The sequence below is a fragment of the Priestia sp. FSL H7-0729 genome, from assembly GCF_038005685.1.
Taxonomy (GTDB): Bacteria; Bacillota; Bacilli; order Paenibacillales; family Paenibacillaceae; genus Paenibacillus.
Genome location: NZ_JBBOTQ010000002.1, coordinates 19,671 through 36,325, shown reverse-complemented (window position 1 = coordinate 36,325; position 16,655 = coordinate 19,671). Strand labels below are relative to the sequence as shown.

Below are 16,655 nucleotides of genomic sequence, written 5' to 3'. Positions count from 1 at the left end.
AAACTATTTACGTCAGATAAATTAACATAATAGATATGAATCGTTTATTATTTCGACATTTAATAACAGCATCTATCTATCCCTTTTTTAAGAAATATCAGACTTAAGTCTTATAGAATTTCAAGACACAGGCATAACAATACGACGATCAGGATTGATCGCCGCATCTTTATTTTGAAATTACCTACAATTATTTCTTCACCGTGCTGTTATATTGCGCAATCTTGTCTGTAATTTGTTTGGCTGCGGCATCCAATGCTTCCTGTGGTGTCCCTTGTCCATTCAGGACCGTTTCAATCGCTCCTTCGACAAGTTGTCTGGCTTCTGGGAATACACCCATTAATGCCCCGGATGTTGCTGTCGAATCCGCGGAAGCGTGCAATTGATCGACTGCTGTCTGGAATTGCGGGTACTTCGCCATATTATCCTTTAATACTTGCTCATTGTAGGCTGCTGTCGTAATAGGGAAATATCCTGTCGCAACACTCCAGTTCGCTTGTACCTCTGGTGTAGCCAAGTACTTGATGAACTCCCATGCCGCTTGCTGTTGTGCTTCGGATTTGTTGTTCATGATGTACAAGCTCGCTCCACCCACCACAACGCCGCCTTCTTTGGCATCCGCTGGACGAGGCAGGAAGCCTGTTCCCAGTTCAAACTTGCCACCTGAACCTTCTACGATTTTGCGCAGGCCAGCCGTGGAATCGAGGGTCATACCGATTTGCTGTGCGGTAAATGCTGCTGTCGTATCGTCTGTGCTACGTCCCAGATTGGAGAGGGTTTTCTCATCAATCATCTTTTTCCACCACGTTAATGTCTTCACTCCAGCTTCGGAGTTCAACATTGACTCTGTAGCCGCTTCGGTTCTTCCGTTTCCATTGTTTACATAATCTGCATTCTGGTTCGCAAAGAACTGTTCCATGAACCAGCCGTAGATCGCCATGGATGCTCCTGGCTTACCGTCTTTCGCCAGTGCTTTTGCTGCTTGTTCAAACTCTTCATACGTCTTCGGCGGGTTCTCCGGGTCCAAACCTGCTGCTTTGAACATATCCTTGTTGTAGTACAGAATCGGGTTCGATGTGTTGAACGGCATCGCGTTCAATTTGCCATCGATGGTGTAGTATCGGATGATGTTCGGCTCCAGTTGGGACAGGTCGAACTGATCCTTGTCGATGAACTGTTGTACTGGTGTAATCATGCCCGAATCGATCATGAACTTGCTACCGATCTCGTAGACCTGGATAATGTCAGGACCGCTGTCTGAGCCCATGGATGCTTTGAGTTTGTTCAGACTCTCATCGTACTTCCCTTGATAGATGGGTTTCACCTGAATTTCCGGATGGCTAGCGTTAAAGTCGGAAGCGAGTTGATTAATGGCTTTCTCCCCTGCGCCAGACATGGAATGCCACCACGTCAATTGTGTTGTTTCAACGGCGGCCGCTTCTGCTGGTGCTCCACTCGCCGGGCTGCTTGTTTCTGCTTTCGTTCCGCAAGCGGAGATGACCAACATGAGTGCAGCCAGCATTAATGCAAATGTTCCTCTTTTTTTCAAACGAAATCCGTTCATAATCGCTCTCCTTTTATATGGCTCGCTTGCAATAAAATCTTGGGGATGACGCGGTGTGGCCGTTACGGTTACGAATCGTTCTTTTGATCGCTGTTATCCCCGGATTTTTCTCATCCCCCCTCTCAAAGGGGAAAATCCGGGGATAAAGGCGAACGCTTTGCTTCTTCAGAATCGATTTCGTCCCCTCCACTACTACCGTCGTTCATTTCAACATTTTATTTGAAGCACGAGCCTCATTTTATTCGCTCCTGGTATCCAAACCTTAGACCTTGTACGAAGATACAAGGTTTAATTCAAAACCTCTAAATCAAAATCTTTAGATCAAAATCTTTAGATCAAAACCTTCAGAGCTTCCACTTCAATAAATAGTTTCAAAACCTTACTCCTTACCCCTTCAGCGCGCCTGCGGCCATTCCGCGGACAAGCTGTTTCAACCCGAAAATCAATAGCAGTAAGGATGGTAGAATGACCATGGCTGTTCCGGCAAATACCAGATTCCACGCTGTGGATTCCTGGAACTCCAGCATCGAGATTCCGATCTGTGCGGTTCTCATTTCCGGTGTGTTTGTCACCAGCAGCGGCCAGAGATACGAATTATACATACTTAAGAATGAATAAATTGCCAGTGTTCCAAGTGCCGGACGGGACAATGGCAAGACGTGCGATATGAAATAGCGAATATGACCACAACCGTCGATCCTCGCCGCCTCGAACAATTCCTTGGGTAGCTGCATGAAGAACTGTCTCAGCAGGAATGTACCAAACGCCGTTGCCAGAAACGGCACCGTAAGCCCTTGATAACTATCCAGCCAACCCCAGCTGCGAACCGTGAGGTAATTTGGGATCATGGTTACTTCCCAAGGAATCATCATCGTTGCGACAAACATGCTGAAGATGACGTTTTTGCCTTTGAACTGCATTTTCGCAAACGCATAAGCTGCCATACTCGCTGTAATCAATTGACCAAGCGTCGTCAGTCCTGCGACAAGAAAGGTATTGCCGATAAATCGACCGATCGGAACAATATCGAATACTTCGCTAAAGTTGGACAGATCGATTGAATTCGGAATGATATGCGGCGGATAAGCGCTCGCATCTTCCGGCGTCATCACGGCCATGAAAAAGGTGTACATCACCGGATACAGCACAAGTGCTGCACAGATCGTCAGTACTACATACAACAGCGTTTTGGTCCATGTCGCACTCATTGGTAATGCACTTTCCTTTCTACCCACTTGAACTGGATCAGGGTCAGCAGCATAATCACCACGAACAGGATCAGTGCTTGCGCACTCCCTGTACCAAAGCGGAAATTAACGAAGGCTTCCTGATAGATGGAATAAACGAATACATTCGTACTGTCCATCGGGCCACCCCGGGTTAGAATGTTGATCTGACCGAACGATTGAAAAGCACCAATGATCGATACGACCGTAACAAAGAATAACGTTGGTGACAGTAGCGGCATCGAGATTTTGCGAAACGTCAGCAGTGGTCCTGCGCCGTCCATCTTGGCGCTCTCGTAGATTTCATCCGGGATGCCTGCCAAACCACTGGATAGAATAATGTAGTTGAACCCGAGGTTCATCCAGATGGTCATGATAGAGATCGAGATCAGTGCCCAGTCCGGGCTGGTAAGCCAGGGAATTGGGTCAATCCCTACTTTGCCAAGCAGATAATTCAGCATGCCCAGGGTCGGATGAAATAGAAACTTCCAGATCACCGCTGACGAGCCCACCGATAACACCACAGGCAGAGAGAACACAAATTGAAACACACGCATTCCCTTGAACCGGTTGTGGGTCAGTGCAGCCAGAATCAGAGCAGCCAGCATGCCCGTAGGTACTGTAAACAGGACAAATAGTAAGGTCACTTTCATGCCCTGCATAAACAGTCCCGATTGGAACACCGCCTTGAAGTTGTCCAGCCCCACGTAAGCCGCAATCTGCCCCGTCGGATCTGTGGAATGCAGACTGAGATACACGGACTTAAACATCGGGTAAAACAGAAACACTGCAAACAAAAGCAGCGATGGTGCCAGGAAACCATAGGCCAGCATATTCTCCCGCATTCGCTGCACACGCAGCGAGGCTGTCCGGCGCTCACTCGTACCGGATACACGCCGTTTGGCGGCGGGCAGGCTGATCCGGTTATCAAGCTCACTCATCGGATTTTCTTCCCCCTTGTTTCACGCATTCAGTGTGTGTGAAAGGTTATATCCACTTCAGCACCACGTTATCTAGTGTAAGAGTCGAATGTCACAGCAAAATCTTTTCTGAATCAACGTAAGGTTAATCATGGACAAGGGACTTTACGCAAATGTGCATCCATTCGAAAGCGGTATCCAGACCGGATTTCACGACAAAAAACCGCAAGAACTCCCCTGTTTGGAGATGTCCTTACGGTTATATGTGTAAATGGAATATGAACATTAGTCCATTAATAGAAGTGACTCATTTTACAATAATCTGTAAATCTTCCAAGCGAGGTGAAGCGATTAACCGATCAAGTTAACGATTCAGATGATATGGCACCGTGGTGACAATCACGTCTTTGTAATTGATCAGATAGGCCCGGATCATGAAGCTGGTCTGGTTGTGCAGTACATTTTGCCACCAGTGCTTGGTGATGAATTGCGGAATCAATACGGTGATGTGATCGGTCTCGGCCGTTTTCCACTCTACGGTATCAATGAATTTCTTCAGCGGCCCCATAATGCTGCGGTATCTCGATTTGATCACGACCAGACGAACGCCTGGATTCCACTCTTCCCACTTCTGCTCCATCTTGCGTATGGCCTCATCATCGAATCCAATATACAGCGCGACCACGTGATCCGACATCGTCTGCGCATAACTGATCGTATTCATGACGACCCGCGTAATGCCTGCAACAGGAATGATAATGGTATTACCTTTGTGGGCTGGTTTTTCCACCTGAATGTCAATTCGCAGCTCATCTGCGATGTTGCAATAGTGACGGTGAATGCGCATGAACACATAGACAACGAGTGGCAAAAAGATAAAGATCACCCATGTCTGCGTGAACTTGGTGAAAATAAAGATCAGGGTAATCGATAATGTAGTCAGCATACCGATCGTATTAACGAGCAGTTTCATCTGCCAGCCGGAAGGCTTGACTTTGATCCAACGAATCATCATACCCAGCTGCGACAGGGTAAATGGAATGAACACCCCTACCGCGTAGAGCGGAATCAGGCTTTCCGTATTTCCTTTGAATCCGACCACCAGCAGCGCAGACATCACACTGAGGAAAATGATCCCATTTGAGAAACCAAGGCGGTCTCCTCTGACCATGAACATATGGGGCATATATTTGTCTTTCGCCATCATGAAGGACAACAACGGGAAGGCCGAATACGCCGTATTGGCTGCCAGGAACAGGATCAGCGCCGTCACACCCTGGATAATAAAATACATCCACCCTCTGCCAAATGTAGCTTCGGCAATCTGGGAAATAACCGTGGCATGGGGATCAGGCTTCACCCCATAACCGAAAGCCAGCAACGTAATGCCAATGAACATGGCTCCCAATATACAACCCATGAGCAGTAATGTACCGGCAGCATTTTTCTCGGCAGGTTGCTTGAAGTTCGGGATCGCGTTACTTACCGCTTCCACACCAGTCAACGCAGAACATCCGGAGCTAAATGCTTTTAGTAACAAAAAGATACTCACATGGGATAGACTTGTTCCGAATTCAGGTGCAGCTGCGTCCATCCCCCCGGTAAGAAATTTGATTCCGCCTGAGATAATCAGAACCGCAATCGAGAAGATAAATAGATAGATGGGGATCGCCAGCACAGACGCTGACTCCGTCACTCCCCGCAAATTCATAATCGTTAGAAAAACAATCATAATGAGTGCAATCACAACACTGTAGTCATGCAGCATAGGAAAAGCCGACGTAATCGCATCCGTCCCTGCGGACGAACTTACCGCAACGGTCAGAATATAATCGACCAGCAGAGATCCTCCGGCAATCAGACTGGATGTTGTACCCAGGTTATCCTTGGCTACGATATAAGCGCCGCCCCCTGTTGGATAAGCAAATATCGTCTGGCGATAGGAAAAAATTAAAATGACGAGTAATCCCAGCACGGCGATGGAAATCGGAACAGAGTACCACAGGGCGGCGAATCCGGCCGCAACGAGCACCAGCAAAATCTGTTCCGTACCGTAGGCAACGGACGATAGGGCATCCGAGGACAGGATGGCGAGTGCCTTCCATTTCCCCAATTTTTCTCCATCCAGTTCAGCCGATTTCATTGGCTTGCCTATTAAGATTCTCTTCATTTTGCCAAGCATGATCATAACTTCCTTCCGTCTCTCATCTGTGAAGCATTGTTATTATGCAAAATCGCAGAGCCGTTGACAATACGTCATTTCACCCGAATTTCGCCAGCGCGTGATAATGCATTCTACGATTCAATAATTGATAACAAAGCCATTCTTGTTCAGCAATTTGAACTTTTTTGAACCAAAATGACGATTGTTCGTCAAAAAAAAGGAAATGGCCTTCGGTTCAATGAACCAAAGACCACTTCCTTGATCTAAGCGTTGACTATAAAACAATCCAGATTTCCTCAACTGCCCAGAATGCCGGGACGAGGGGTGACACCGAACGCTTGCGCCAGTGTGGTCAGCTGCTCATCCGTAATTCTCTGCCGGATCTCGTGACCAGCAACCAGCATATACACTTGAGCTGCCTTCTCAATCGTCTCGATCAGACCAAAAGCCTCGTCAATCGTTGTACCTGTTCCAAAGATGCCATGTTGCGGCCAGATAACCGCGTGGTATTCTTTCATTTTCTCAGCCGTTTCGCGGCCAATCTCGTTCGATCCAGGAATCATCCATGGAATAATGCCGATTCCATCCGGGAATACAACGACACACTCCGTGCACATCTGCCAGAGGGTCTTCGTAAATTTTGCCTCATCCAATTCGTGGATAAACGTCATCGCCAATACATGAGTGGCATGGTTGTGCATGACAACCCGATGGTTCGGGTCCAATTTCAAACGTTCGATATGGCTCATGAAATGCGTAGGCAACTCACTTGTTGGATTCGCGCCCGACTTCAATCCCCAGAGCACTTCCAACTCCTGTCCATCTTGCGATACACGGAGCAACCCCAGATTGCTCTCAGGATCAGCGAGTACATTTTTGAAATATTTGCCCGATGCGGTCACGATAAAATACTTGCCTGCCAGCTCCTGCACCGAAAATGCCGGTTTGATCTTGCGAATCACATGATGGATATCGATATATTGGGCAACTTCCTCTTCCTCCAGCAGATAGCTGACATTACCGCCATTGCGCTCATCCCAGCCATTTTTCCACATATGTTGTGTAATTTCGGCCATCTCACGGATAAATGGAATATGGAAACCTGCAGCCTGCGTTGTTTCATTCGTAAGGGTCACGTTCATAATCATTCTCTCCTTATATTGAAAATAATATGGCTTGCCACGTACATAGTAAGTTCCTTTTTTCACATTCATTATACCTTTGTTTATCTTTGATAGTCAATAATAAACACAGAAATAAACTTTTATTTATTTTTGTTTAGTTTTGTTTATTTGAAACAAAAACAAAAAAATACCCCACCGGCGCCCGGCGGGGTCAGTCACACATCTATTTAACACGAGAAGGGGTTTACAAGAGTTATCATACCTCTGCTACCTTAATAGAAGCTGAAAGCAAAATAAAAAAAGCATGAAAAGCGAACTGAGCCAGTATGAACCGCGTACCTCTTTTGGACCGCATTCACGTTAAGTTGTTATGTTAAGCCTGTCCATATTGGAAGGATATTTAAGGACTTTGCAGCGCATAGGATGGATGCATCTTACCAGTCGGTTCATACCGTTCGTCACCTGTGTACTCGAATCCCAGCTTAATCAAGATGTGACGTGACACTTCATTATCCGGATGATGCCCGGCAAACAGTGCCTTCACGTTCATTTCGTCAAAGGCATACTCAATCACTGCCCGCGCTGCTTCCTGGGCATACCCTTTCCCCCAGTGATCCCGGGTTAGATGAAATCCCAGTTCATAGATATCCTCTTCTGGTGAATATGGACGCAGGCCACAGCAACCGACAAATACCTCCGACTCTTTCTCAAAAAGGGGCCAATATTGCACTCCCGCTTCCTTCTGCCTTTGAATCTCCTGTGTTAATCGTGCTTCTACTTCGTCCTCGCTCAGAAATCCCTTGCTGCTAATCCACTTGGCAACCTCATGATCGCCCCACAGCGCAAACGCCAGCGCACGATCTCCCTCGTTCCACGTCGCACATTTCAACCGTTCGGTTTCAAATAAGATTGTTCTGTTCATCATCAACTAACCTCCTGTATGCCAACACAAGTCTGCGTGCCGCCTATACCTTAAATTAATCGAATGACCGTCAGGGTAAACAACATTTATAATCTGTACATGTTCATTCCTTCTAATGACACTTATAATTGCTTAGCCAATTTCTCAAATTGATTGATGTGAGGCTTGATCTCTTTTTCTATGCTTCTTATAAAAGAACTAAATTGCTTGGGATCATATTCGTCTCCAACACCAACACTTTTATATACTTTTCCCTTTTGATATGTAAACAAGAAGAAATAATTGTCTTTCAACCCATTCAAAATATTTCCGACATCCCCCCAAATTTCGAGACTCAATTTCGAATCTTTGTAAAGAAACGAATATGGCGGATCATATTCTCCATTTCGTACATCGTAGCCTGCAATCCACTGATCCTTGGCAAATGTCCCCGTTTGGATTCGAGATTCAAGCATTTCTCCAGTCAAAGCTATTTCATTAACCCAAAGTTCACCTTTACCATCCTTTTTGTCATTCTTCCAGTTCCCATCATACTTGGACTCTGTGATTCTGTCCTCTCCGCGTGTTATAACTTTATAAACCCCATGTCCTGATCGTTTCCCCTGTGCCCAGCTTCCTTTGTAAGTTTTGGTTTTCCCCCAGGTCATGGTTCCATTCCCATGAGGTTTTCCATTTTTGGTCTCTCCATAATATGTAGCCCCATTACCATACTCCAGGGTAGTCATCTCAGTCGCCGCCTGAGCAACATGTGGTGACAAAATTACAGACAATCCTAAGGTTACCCCCAAAATAAAGATGAACATCTTTCTAAACATCAATTCTCTCCTTCTTTCTCGCTGTACAAGAAATTCATTCTTATAACAACCTATTAATTAATAAAGACCCTAGTATAATATCATTTTCAATCCAGAAGGTTCTACCAAAAAAAAAAGAATAACCCCTGCCGACATCATGTCCGGCAGAGGCCAATCTACTATATTACACCAATTAGAAATCTGCTACGGCGAATTGAATTGTTCCGGAAGCTGCGCCTCCAAGGTTTGCTAGCAATGCAAAAACTAGAACTCCACCTGCAGAAATGGTAAGGCTGCTGTTTACAGGAACAACGTAAGTGACTACAGGTTCATTAACACGTGTTATTACGAGAGATACCGGGAAAGGTCCAAAGTTGTTCACTGTAGCGCTGGCATTCGCACCTCCAGCCAAGTTTTCGTAGTAGGACTTACCTACGCCAGCTGGAAGATTGTAATATTGTAATGGTAAAAGGACGGCCATTGAAATCACCTCCTTTTGCTTTGATACGGTATTCTATGTTCAGAAACTAGTAAAGCCACGGTGAACTGACCGTGTTATAACGTCCATTTTTAATAGACACCATAGATTGATAGACAACTGTACGCAAAAATGCCCCACCGGAACGTCCGATGGGGCCAATTAAGCTTATTTTATAGAACAAGGTTATTTAGGCATACAGCATGAAAAAGTTCAGTTCATGGCCCTGCTGCTTGAGGTAGTTATACAGCTGCGAACGGTGATGGAACACATGCGTTAACGTTTCAATCTGCCATTGCGCCTGCAAATGACCATGTTCCATATAGAAAGCTTTGGTAGAGCGGTTTAAATAATCTTCTTCACTCAATCCCGTAATATATGCTTTGTAGGATTCGAAATTGCTCCACAGCGTTGCTTCCAGCTTCTCGATATCCTCGATTCCGGACAGGCTGTTCTCCACCAGACCAACCTCTGCTTCACTTTTCTCCTGCATAATGGCAAGATCCGATGCCGTGATCTGGATAAAGTGATGCACAAGCTCCACCAATGAACGCATATTCTCCTGTGGACGAACCGACCAATCCTCCGAACGGATCAAGCGAATTAACGAAGCCCCCGTCCGTATGCCTGTTTCCAACTCATTTAACAAATGATCCCGAATCTGCAATGTTCCATTCATATATGATGTCTCCCTTACTTTTTATTCTCACGATTTAAGTATAACCGACGGTTCTACAGATCTATTGTACAAATCGGACAACATCCTGCCATGCTCTCTGGCTGCCGTCAACGGAGTCTCTCCATAAAACTTGCGAAATTGCCGAATTAGATGGGCTTGGTCAAAGAAACCATGATTCTGGGCAAGCATTGCCCAGTCTACCGTGTTCCCCTGATGAATATCACGCAACACACGATGAAAACGAACTACCTCACTGAATCGTTTGGGACTGATTCCGACCCACTCCGAGAACTTGCGATGCAGCTGCCGCTCACTGATCACTTCACGCCTCGCCAGCTCCTGGACAGTCATACGTCCCCCATCTATAAAGATGCGGTGCAGCACGTTTTTCATCAGATCGTTCTCAGATGTGCTTGCCTGCACAGACAATGGACTCAAGTACGCATTCATAACCTCTACCCGCTCTGCAAAACGATTCGTTTCGGCCATCCGTTCCTGAAGCTCGTTCAGCTTCTCCGGCCAACATTCCTGAAGTGCAATTCGCTTATCTGTAAACCATTCCAAAGGCATACCATGGAAGACATGTGCCCCACCCGGGAAGAACCGCACACCAAAGGTGTAATCTCCAGCAGGCGAACCATCATCGGATCGCTCAGGTACAGCAAACGGCTGTGTATAATTACCACAGTAAGCATAGGAATGTTCTGAACAGACCGGGTCGTATGTAATCAGCATATCCGTGCAACCGTCCGGCAATACCCGCGCAGGGACAGTCATCACCGATTGCTCTCGACTTTCTCCCCAAATAACATCTGCATGCGTGTTCGGAAGAGATCCTGATTCCCAATAACAGGCCACATAAGCCATCAAGCCGGCAGCAGGTATTTTCTCAACATAATAACTGTTAGGGTACGTTCCATTTATCTGAATAGGCTTAAACAATGGGTGCAGGCTGTGATCCACCATTCCATCCTCCGATCACTAGAGTTGGTTACACATTATGTATTCATCTATCATACCATCAACAGTAGAAATGAAGAAAAAAAGTGCCCTACCGGAGGACAATCCGATAGGGCCAGTCACACATCTATTTAACACGAGAAGGGGTTTACAAGACTTATCTTACCTTCACAACCTTAATGGAAACTGAAATTGGGATGAAAAGAACATCAATTTTTCTAAAGTGTCTTGATCAGTATGGACGCAATCAACACGGATGCTGTTGTGACCGTTGTGAATCCACCCACCAGCATCGGCGTTAAGATCTCATCGAGGATGGCTTTGCGTTCATTTTCATCGCGTCCAACCGAACGGCTTACTTCCTCACAGATAATGTAGTCCCCCGGAAAACCGAATAGTGCAGTCAATGCTACAGGCAGACCTTTAAGCGGGTCCCATTTGAATAGCTTGGAGCCAAGAAATCCACCAATCAGCACCCCAACTACACCGATTGCGATAATGAACAACACCGGAATAATGGAACTGACCACCGCATCGAAAGTGATCGACTCCATACTTGTCATTACTACTACAATTAGACCTATCATGGCAATTCCCGATGTACTTGCTTTATCCAGAATACGAGATGGGAACAGCCCGATCAGATGTCCTAGAACCCCAAGCAACAGAGCCCAGATACTGTAGCTAAGTCCGGTTACATTTCCCAGATAAATCGAGAGACTGCCCATTATGAACAAGAGCAACAGCAGAATAGGTGCAGTCTGGAAACGCTGTGGAAGGAATGTTTTGGCATTCGCTTCTTTAATATTTACCTGACCTTCCCCTGCAACCTTGTTCTCAAAAGCGCCCTGCTTCTGCAGTTTTAACGCGTATCTGCGCAACATATTGGTTGCAATCGGCATCCCCACGAGAGAATGAATCCCAAGAATAACAGCCGGAATTGTAATCAGATGACCCAGGTTCATCTCCTGCAACTTCGTGGTTGTGATCAGATAAGAGATAATGCCACCGACAACCGGACTTGATCCGGCAACAGCCGTAGGATAACCATAGAACGGTGATACGATTAACAAAATGAGACCTGTAGCTGTGAGTGATGCAAACAATGAGATCAGTATTGCTTTATATTGGGAACGTATTAATTTCAGCGGTATTAATGTCCCCATGTGTACAATCAACGGAGCCACCATGAGAGCCCCGAACGCAGTCAGAGCAGAGCTGGAGACCGCTCCTTTGGGAAATAACCCCGCCCAGTTCAGCAGCAAATATCCGATCAGAATAACAAGCAAGGAAGGAATTCGCGCTTTGGACCAGATCGAAACCAGTTCCCCTATAGCTAAAATAACAAGTAATACTGTGGCGATATATATCGGTTGACTAAACATGGTGGCTTCTCCCCATTCTCTATGTTGTCAGTGCAGTTCAGTACACGTAGAATCATCTTTCTTATTTCAAGCGTTCACCTGATAAATAGACCTGTTCGATATTCTCTGTGTTTTCGAGCAGTCCAATATCCGTCAACGGATTCACATTCAATACCAGCAGATCAGCAGCTTTGCCAGGCTCAATCGTACCGATCTCCGTTTCCATCTGCATCGCTCTCGCCGCATCTCTTGTTGCGGCTACGATCGCTTCCATCGGTGTAAATCCAACATCTTCAACAAGCAATCGAAGTTCGAGCGCATTCCCGCCATGCTCAACAGGTGCACACGTGCAGAAATCTGTCCCTACTGCAATGGTTACGCCTGCCTTACGCGCAATAATCATGTTTTCAATATGCTCCTGATATACACTTTGGGCTTTGCGGATGCCAAATTCGGGAACACCGTATTTATGCCCTTCTTTGATGATCCGATGTACAATGGCCAGCGTTGGTACCAGAACTGCCTTTTGATCCAGCATCATGCCAATGCCTTCTTCATCAATGTAAATCCCGTGTTCAATGGTGCGTACGCCAGCTTCCAGCGCATTTTTGATCCCCTGTGCACCTTGCGCATGTGCAGCCACATAAGACTGTACCGCTTCCGCTTCATACACGATCGCCTTCAGCTCATCCATGCGGAATTGCGACCAGCGAGGGTCATCTTTCTCCGAAAGTACCCCGCCTGTGGAACACACTTTAATGAAATCCGCCCCTTCACGGAACTGCGTGCGTGTTGCCTTAATGACTTCCGGAACGCCGTCACACACGGTGAAGATATTCAGTTCCGTTGGAATCATATGAATATCTGCATGCCCACCCGTCTGAGAGAGCATATGACGGGAAGTTTTAATCCGTGGCCCCTTCACCACACCTTCCTTGATCAGATCGCGAATGTATACAGCAACATGGCTACCGACATCCCTGACGGTTGTAAAGCCCGCGTTGATCAGCTTCGGCAGATCCTGAAGTGCTCTCCCCATCTGAAGTTCATTAGCTTCCAGCGCCACCGCAGCCATATTCAGATTTTTGGCCCCGTGTACATGTACATGGGCATCAATTAATCCGGGCATCACCGTTTTGCCTGTTACATCAACAAGCTCGGCATGTTCCGGAATTGGAACGGTTGCCTTCGCGCCAGCAGCTATGAATTTCCCATTCTCAACCAGAACCACACTATCGGAAACAGGCTCTCCACCTTGTCCATCAATCAACAATGCACCTACAAAAGCAGTAATTTGACTCATCTGTACTCCACCTCTCTACTGTTGTACTACGATGAAATTGTATCGTGTTAAAGTTAATGACATTATATAAGTTGCAAATGTATAATGTCATTGTTGATAGCAACAGCATTCTGATATCAATTATGTTGATATACACAATATAGAATATAAATTACACAGCATAGTGATGATCATGTTATATATGTAAGCATTTTGCCATGTGAACACGAAGGGGGTACGTTTGCTATGATTCATGAAGCGGTTCGCTCATTTATGGTTCAGGTCTTTGGAGCTGCTCCGTACGGAATCTGGATCAAGGATGAATACGATTTCCAGTGGAATAACTGGCTGCGTGAAGGAGAGGTACCTGAATATACAGATCAAGAACAGATCGAGTCTTCCTGGAAGATTCTCAGGTATACGTTTGTTTTTTTGTCCAATATCAACATTCGTGTGGTTATCGATACCCAGAAGCAACTTACTCTGTTACAGAGTGAACGTCTGGAGTCTTTAATTCGGGAAGGACTGCTGAAACAGCAGATTGAGATGGAACGTGCACACAATGATCGATGGTTGACCGGACTGCGGGAGCTGACCTGTTCCCTGGAGCTGAATGACTTGTTACTCAAAATCATGGAGAATGCGCTGCATGTCATCCCCTCCCTTTCCTGCGGACTGTTCATGATGGTTGATCCGGACTCTGGCAAGATGATCCCTAGAGCCAAAGTCGGTTTTCAGGATAGTGTGTATCAATATCAGGGCGAGCTGGATGAGGGCATTACGGGAAAAGTATACGAGGAAGGCATTGGCCGAATGTACAGCACGCCGGATGATGCCTTTAAAGATATGGGCAATGTCAGTCAGGAGAATGCGGATATCATTGTAAGTTCACTGCCTGACGGTATTATGGCAAAAGGACTTATCGCCGTTCCCGTGACTATGAACACCCACAAAATCGGGGTGATGCTGGTATACCAATTTGAACAAAACAGACGATTTGCCCCACATGATCTGAATATAATGCAGGGGTTTGCGGATCAGGCAGCCATTGCCATCTCCAACGCCACCATGTATTCAGAACTGCTGGAAACGAACCGATATCTCGTTAGCCGCAATGACATCCATAATCAATTCACGGCACTTTCCATTGAACATGTGAGCCTCGGACATATCATTGAGACGGTTGGATCGATGCTGAAGCTCCCCACCTATTATGTGGACATGGCGAGAAATGACTGGTACCCGCTCATCCCGGAAAGTGTCTTGCTAAGTGAGCTCGATATCTATACCGTTCTGGACAGTCAGTTTAACCCCATCACCTTATCCGGTGGAGCGGATCATAGCGATTATTACCTCTATCCCATTGTAAATGGATCTCTGGTACTTGGCTGTTTTGCCATCCAATTAGATCATCCGTTAGGGCAGCTGGATCATGTGATTTTGGAACAAGGCGGAGCTATTGTGATGCTAGAGATGGTGAATACCTACTCACTCACCGAGATGTCCTATCGGAAAAACCACGATTTCTTCAGCGATCTGGTGCAGTATAGAGAACCACAGCAGTTGGAGGCCCGACTTTCCAGCTTTCAGTTGCCAGCCCATCAGTCCTTGTTCGTCGCTCAATTGCAGCTCTATGGGGAACATCCTGATATGAAAACAACTGAAAATTGGGTGCGCAAGTTGATTGGATTTATCGAAAAGGAGCTGGGCACCCCCGAACATCTATTGTTCAGTGCACATCACAAAATTACGATTCTGGCTGCTGCATCCGAGCCAAAGGTCAGACACTGGATCATCAACAGGCTGGAAACGGCCGTGGAGAAATGGACCACCTCCAAGACTCCTGCCCTATCCATTGGCATTGGTGGACTTTATCAAGGACTTGAATATGTGTCCAAAAGCAATGACGAGGCTACACGCTCGTTATCCTTTTTGCTGAAACAAAACAAAGCGGGCCTGATGCTCTACGAAGAAATCGGGATCAATCGGCTGTTTCTGAATCAGGAACCTTCCGATATCGAGAACTACATTCACGAAATTCTGTCCCCTCTTCAACAGCAAAAATCAGGAGAGCTTGAACTCACACTCAAAACCTATATTGCCGCGAATCGATCTGTGCAAACCACAGCCGAACGTCTGCATATTCATACCAATACGCTGTACCTGCGCCTGCGCAAAATAGAGGAGATTCTAGGCGTGGATCTGAACGATTCGGAGGGTTGGATGAAGGTGTATCTGGCATGTCATTTAAGTGAGGTGTACTCTGTTGCTCCTACCGCAAGTGGAGCACTAAAATTATAACTCCATCAACTCAGTCCGTGCAGTTTACGGAAACGCTCCGGACTCATGCCTGTATGCCTTTTGAACATCGCACAGAAATAACTGGCGTTCTCGTAGCCCACCCGATCAGCAACTTCATAGATTCGGAGCTCTCTCTCACTGAACATGAGTTGTTTGCTCCGATTGATTCGTTCCTGGTTCACGTAAAATACAGGTCTGGTATGGAGCGCCTTCTGAAACAGTCTGCACAAATATTGAGGAGACACCACCGCCACATCGGCCAGTTCCTTCAGCGACAGTGAACGATCCAGATGCTCTGCGATATAACGCAGCACAGGCTTCAAACGCTCCAGTTCATCATTATAGTTGGCAGATACGATGAGTAGTGGCTTCAGATCCAGCAACAGAGCATATAATTGTTTGGAACACTCCACATCGTAATCTGCATAATCCGTATCACCGCCATTCTCACCTCTAACCAGAAGTTGCTCCAGTCCATGCAGCAGTGTGGCTGTCCGGAGTCTGCACACGCGTGAACCAGTAATACCTGCATAAGATAATAGCTGACTGGCCTCTCTCCCCTGAAACGAGACCCAAGCCAGCTCCCAGCGGTCACTGATCGGCATATATTTATGCGGGACATCAGGGTACAGAACGAAAACGTCACCTGGTCCGACGATATACTCTTCGTCTTGTATAATTAGTCTCCCCTGACCATGAATGATCTGGTGGATCTGATAATCCGGGAATCCCTCTGGACGCTCAGTTTCATATTGGTGCTCCCAGTATCCAACCGTGGTCATATAGATCGGCAGGCGAGCAGCTTCTTCTGTTTTACCAAAAAAAATCCGGGTATCCATCCAGTACACCACTCTCTCCGTCGTTAGTTTCATATTGT

Annotated in this window: 14 protein-coding genes; 1 reads left to right on the top strand and 13 read right to left on the bottom strand. The window is 46.3% G+C overall.

The annotated features are described in order from the left end of the window. Positions 1–190: 190 nt before the first annotated feature. From MHH93_RS06425 to MHH93_RS06370, 12 genes are all read right to left on the bottom strand, one after another. Positions 191–1,564 (bottom strand): ABC transporter substrate-binding protein, encoded by a 1,374-nt coding sequence (locus MHH93_RS06425; protein ID WP_500053370.1) that lies wholly within the window; start codon positions 1,562–1,564, stop codon positions 191–193. A gap of 386 nt (positions 1,565–1,950) precedes the next feature. Continuing rightward, positions 1,951–2,772 (bottom strand): carbohydrate ABC transporter permease, encoded by an 822-nt coding sequence (locus MHH93_RS06420; protein WP_500053369.1) that lies wholly within the window; start codon positions 2,770–2,772, stop codon positions 1,951–1,953. Then, on the bottom strand, positions 2,769–3,731 hold the full coding sequence (locus MHH93_RS06415) for a carbohydrate ABC transporter permease (protein WP_500053368.1): 963 nt from the start codon (positions 3,729–3,731) through the stop codon (positions 2,769–2,771). Before MHH93_RS06415 ends, MHH93_RS06420 begins: the two co-directional genes overlap by 4 nt. 343 nt (positions 3,732–4,074) lie before the next feature. Further along, positions 4,075–5,892 (bottom strand): potassium transporter KimA, encoded by a 1,818-nt coding sequence (gene kimA / locus MHH93_RS06410; protein WP_500053367.1) that lies wholly within the window; start codon positions 5,890–5,892, stop codon positions 4,075–4,077. A gap of 278 nt (positions 5,893–6,170) precedes the next feature. Beyond that, positions 6,171–7,016, bottom strand: a complete 846-nt coding sequence (gene rhaD, locus MHH93_RS06405; RefSeq protein WP_169480146.1) for a rhamnulose-1-phosphate aldolase — start codon at positions 7,014–7,016, stop codon at positions 6,171–6,173. A gap of 382 nt (positions 7,017–7,398) precedes the next feature. Next, a complete protein-coding gene (locus MHH93_RS06400) occupies positions 7,399–7,923 on the bottom strand; it encodes a GNAT family N-acetyltransferase (protein ID WP_500053366.1) in 525 nt (174 codons plus the stop codon). Between the two features lie 119 nt (positions 7,924–8,042). Then, a complete protein-coding gene (locus MHH93_RS06395) occupies positions 8,043–8,735 on the bottom strand; it encodes a hypothetical protein (RefSeq protein ID WP_500053365.1) in 693 nt (230 codons plus the stop codon). Between the two features lie 172 nt (positions 8,736–8,907). Beyond that, positions 8,908–9,195 (bottom strand): hypothetical protein, encoded by a 288-nt coding sequence (locus MHH93_RS06390; protein WP_062833085.1) that lies wholly within the window; start codon positions 9,193–9,195, stop codon positions 8,908–8,910. A gap of 187 nt (positions 9,196–9,382) precedes the next feature. Further along, positions 9,383–9,871 (bottom strand): DinB family protein, encoded by a 489-nt coding sequence (locus MHH93_RS06385; protein ID WP_500053364.1) that lies wholly within the window; start codon positions 9,869–9,871, stop codon positions 9,383–9,385. Positions 9,872–9,898: 27 nt separating this feature from the next. Then, the gene (locus MHH93_RS06380) at positions 9,899–10,834 is read right to left on the bottom strand and encodes a helix-turn-helix domain-containing protein (RefSeq protein ID WP_500053753.1); all 936 of its coding nucleotides are present in this window, start codon (positions 10,832–10,834) and stop codon (positions 9,899–9,901) included. Between the two features lie 215 nt (positions 10,835–11,049). After that, entirely contained in the window at positions 11,050–12,216 is a 1,167-nt protein-coding gene (locus MHH93_RS06375; RefSeq protein ID WP_500053363.1) for a hypothetical protein, read from the bottom strand. A 61-nt stretch (positions 12,217–12,277) separates the two neighbouring features. Next, the gene (locus MHH93_RS06370; protein WP_500053362.1) at positions 12,278–13,498 is read right to left on the bottom strand and encodes a metal-dependent hydrolase family protein; all 1,221 of its coding nucleotides are present in this window, start codon (positions 13,496–13,498) and stop codon (positions 12,278–12,280) included. A 225-nt stretch (positions 13,499–13,723) separates the two neighbouring features. On the opposite strand from MHH93_RS06370, the gene MHH93_RS06365 reads away from it, so the two are divergent. Next, a complete protein-coding gene (locus MHH93_RS06365) occupies positions 13,724–15,778 on the top strand; it encodes a helix-turn-helix domain-containing protein (protein ID WP_500053361.1) in 2,055 nt (684 codons plus the stop codon). Positions 15,779–15,783: 5 nt separating this feature from the next. Here MHH93_RS06365 and MHH93_RS06360 read toward each other — a convergent pair whose 3' ends face one another. Further along, a complete protein-coding gene (locus tag MHH93_RS06360) occupies positions 15,784–16,617 on the bottom strand; it encodes a helix-turn-helix transcriptional regulator (protein ID WP_145146442.1) in 834 nt (277 codons plus the stop codon). Positions 16,618–16,655 lie beyond the last annotated feature (38 nt).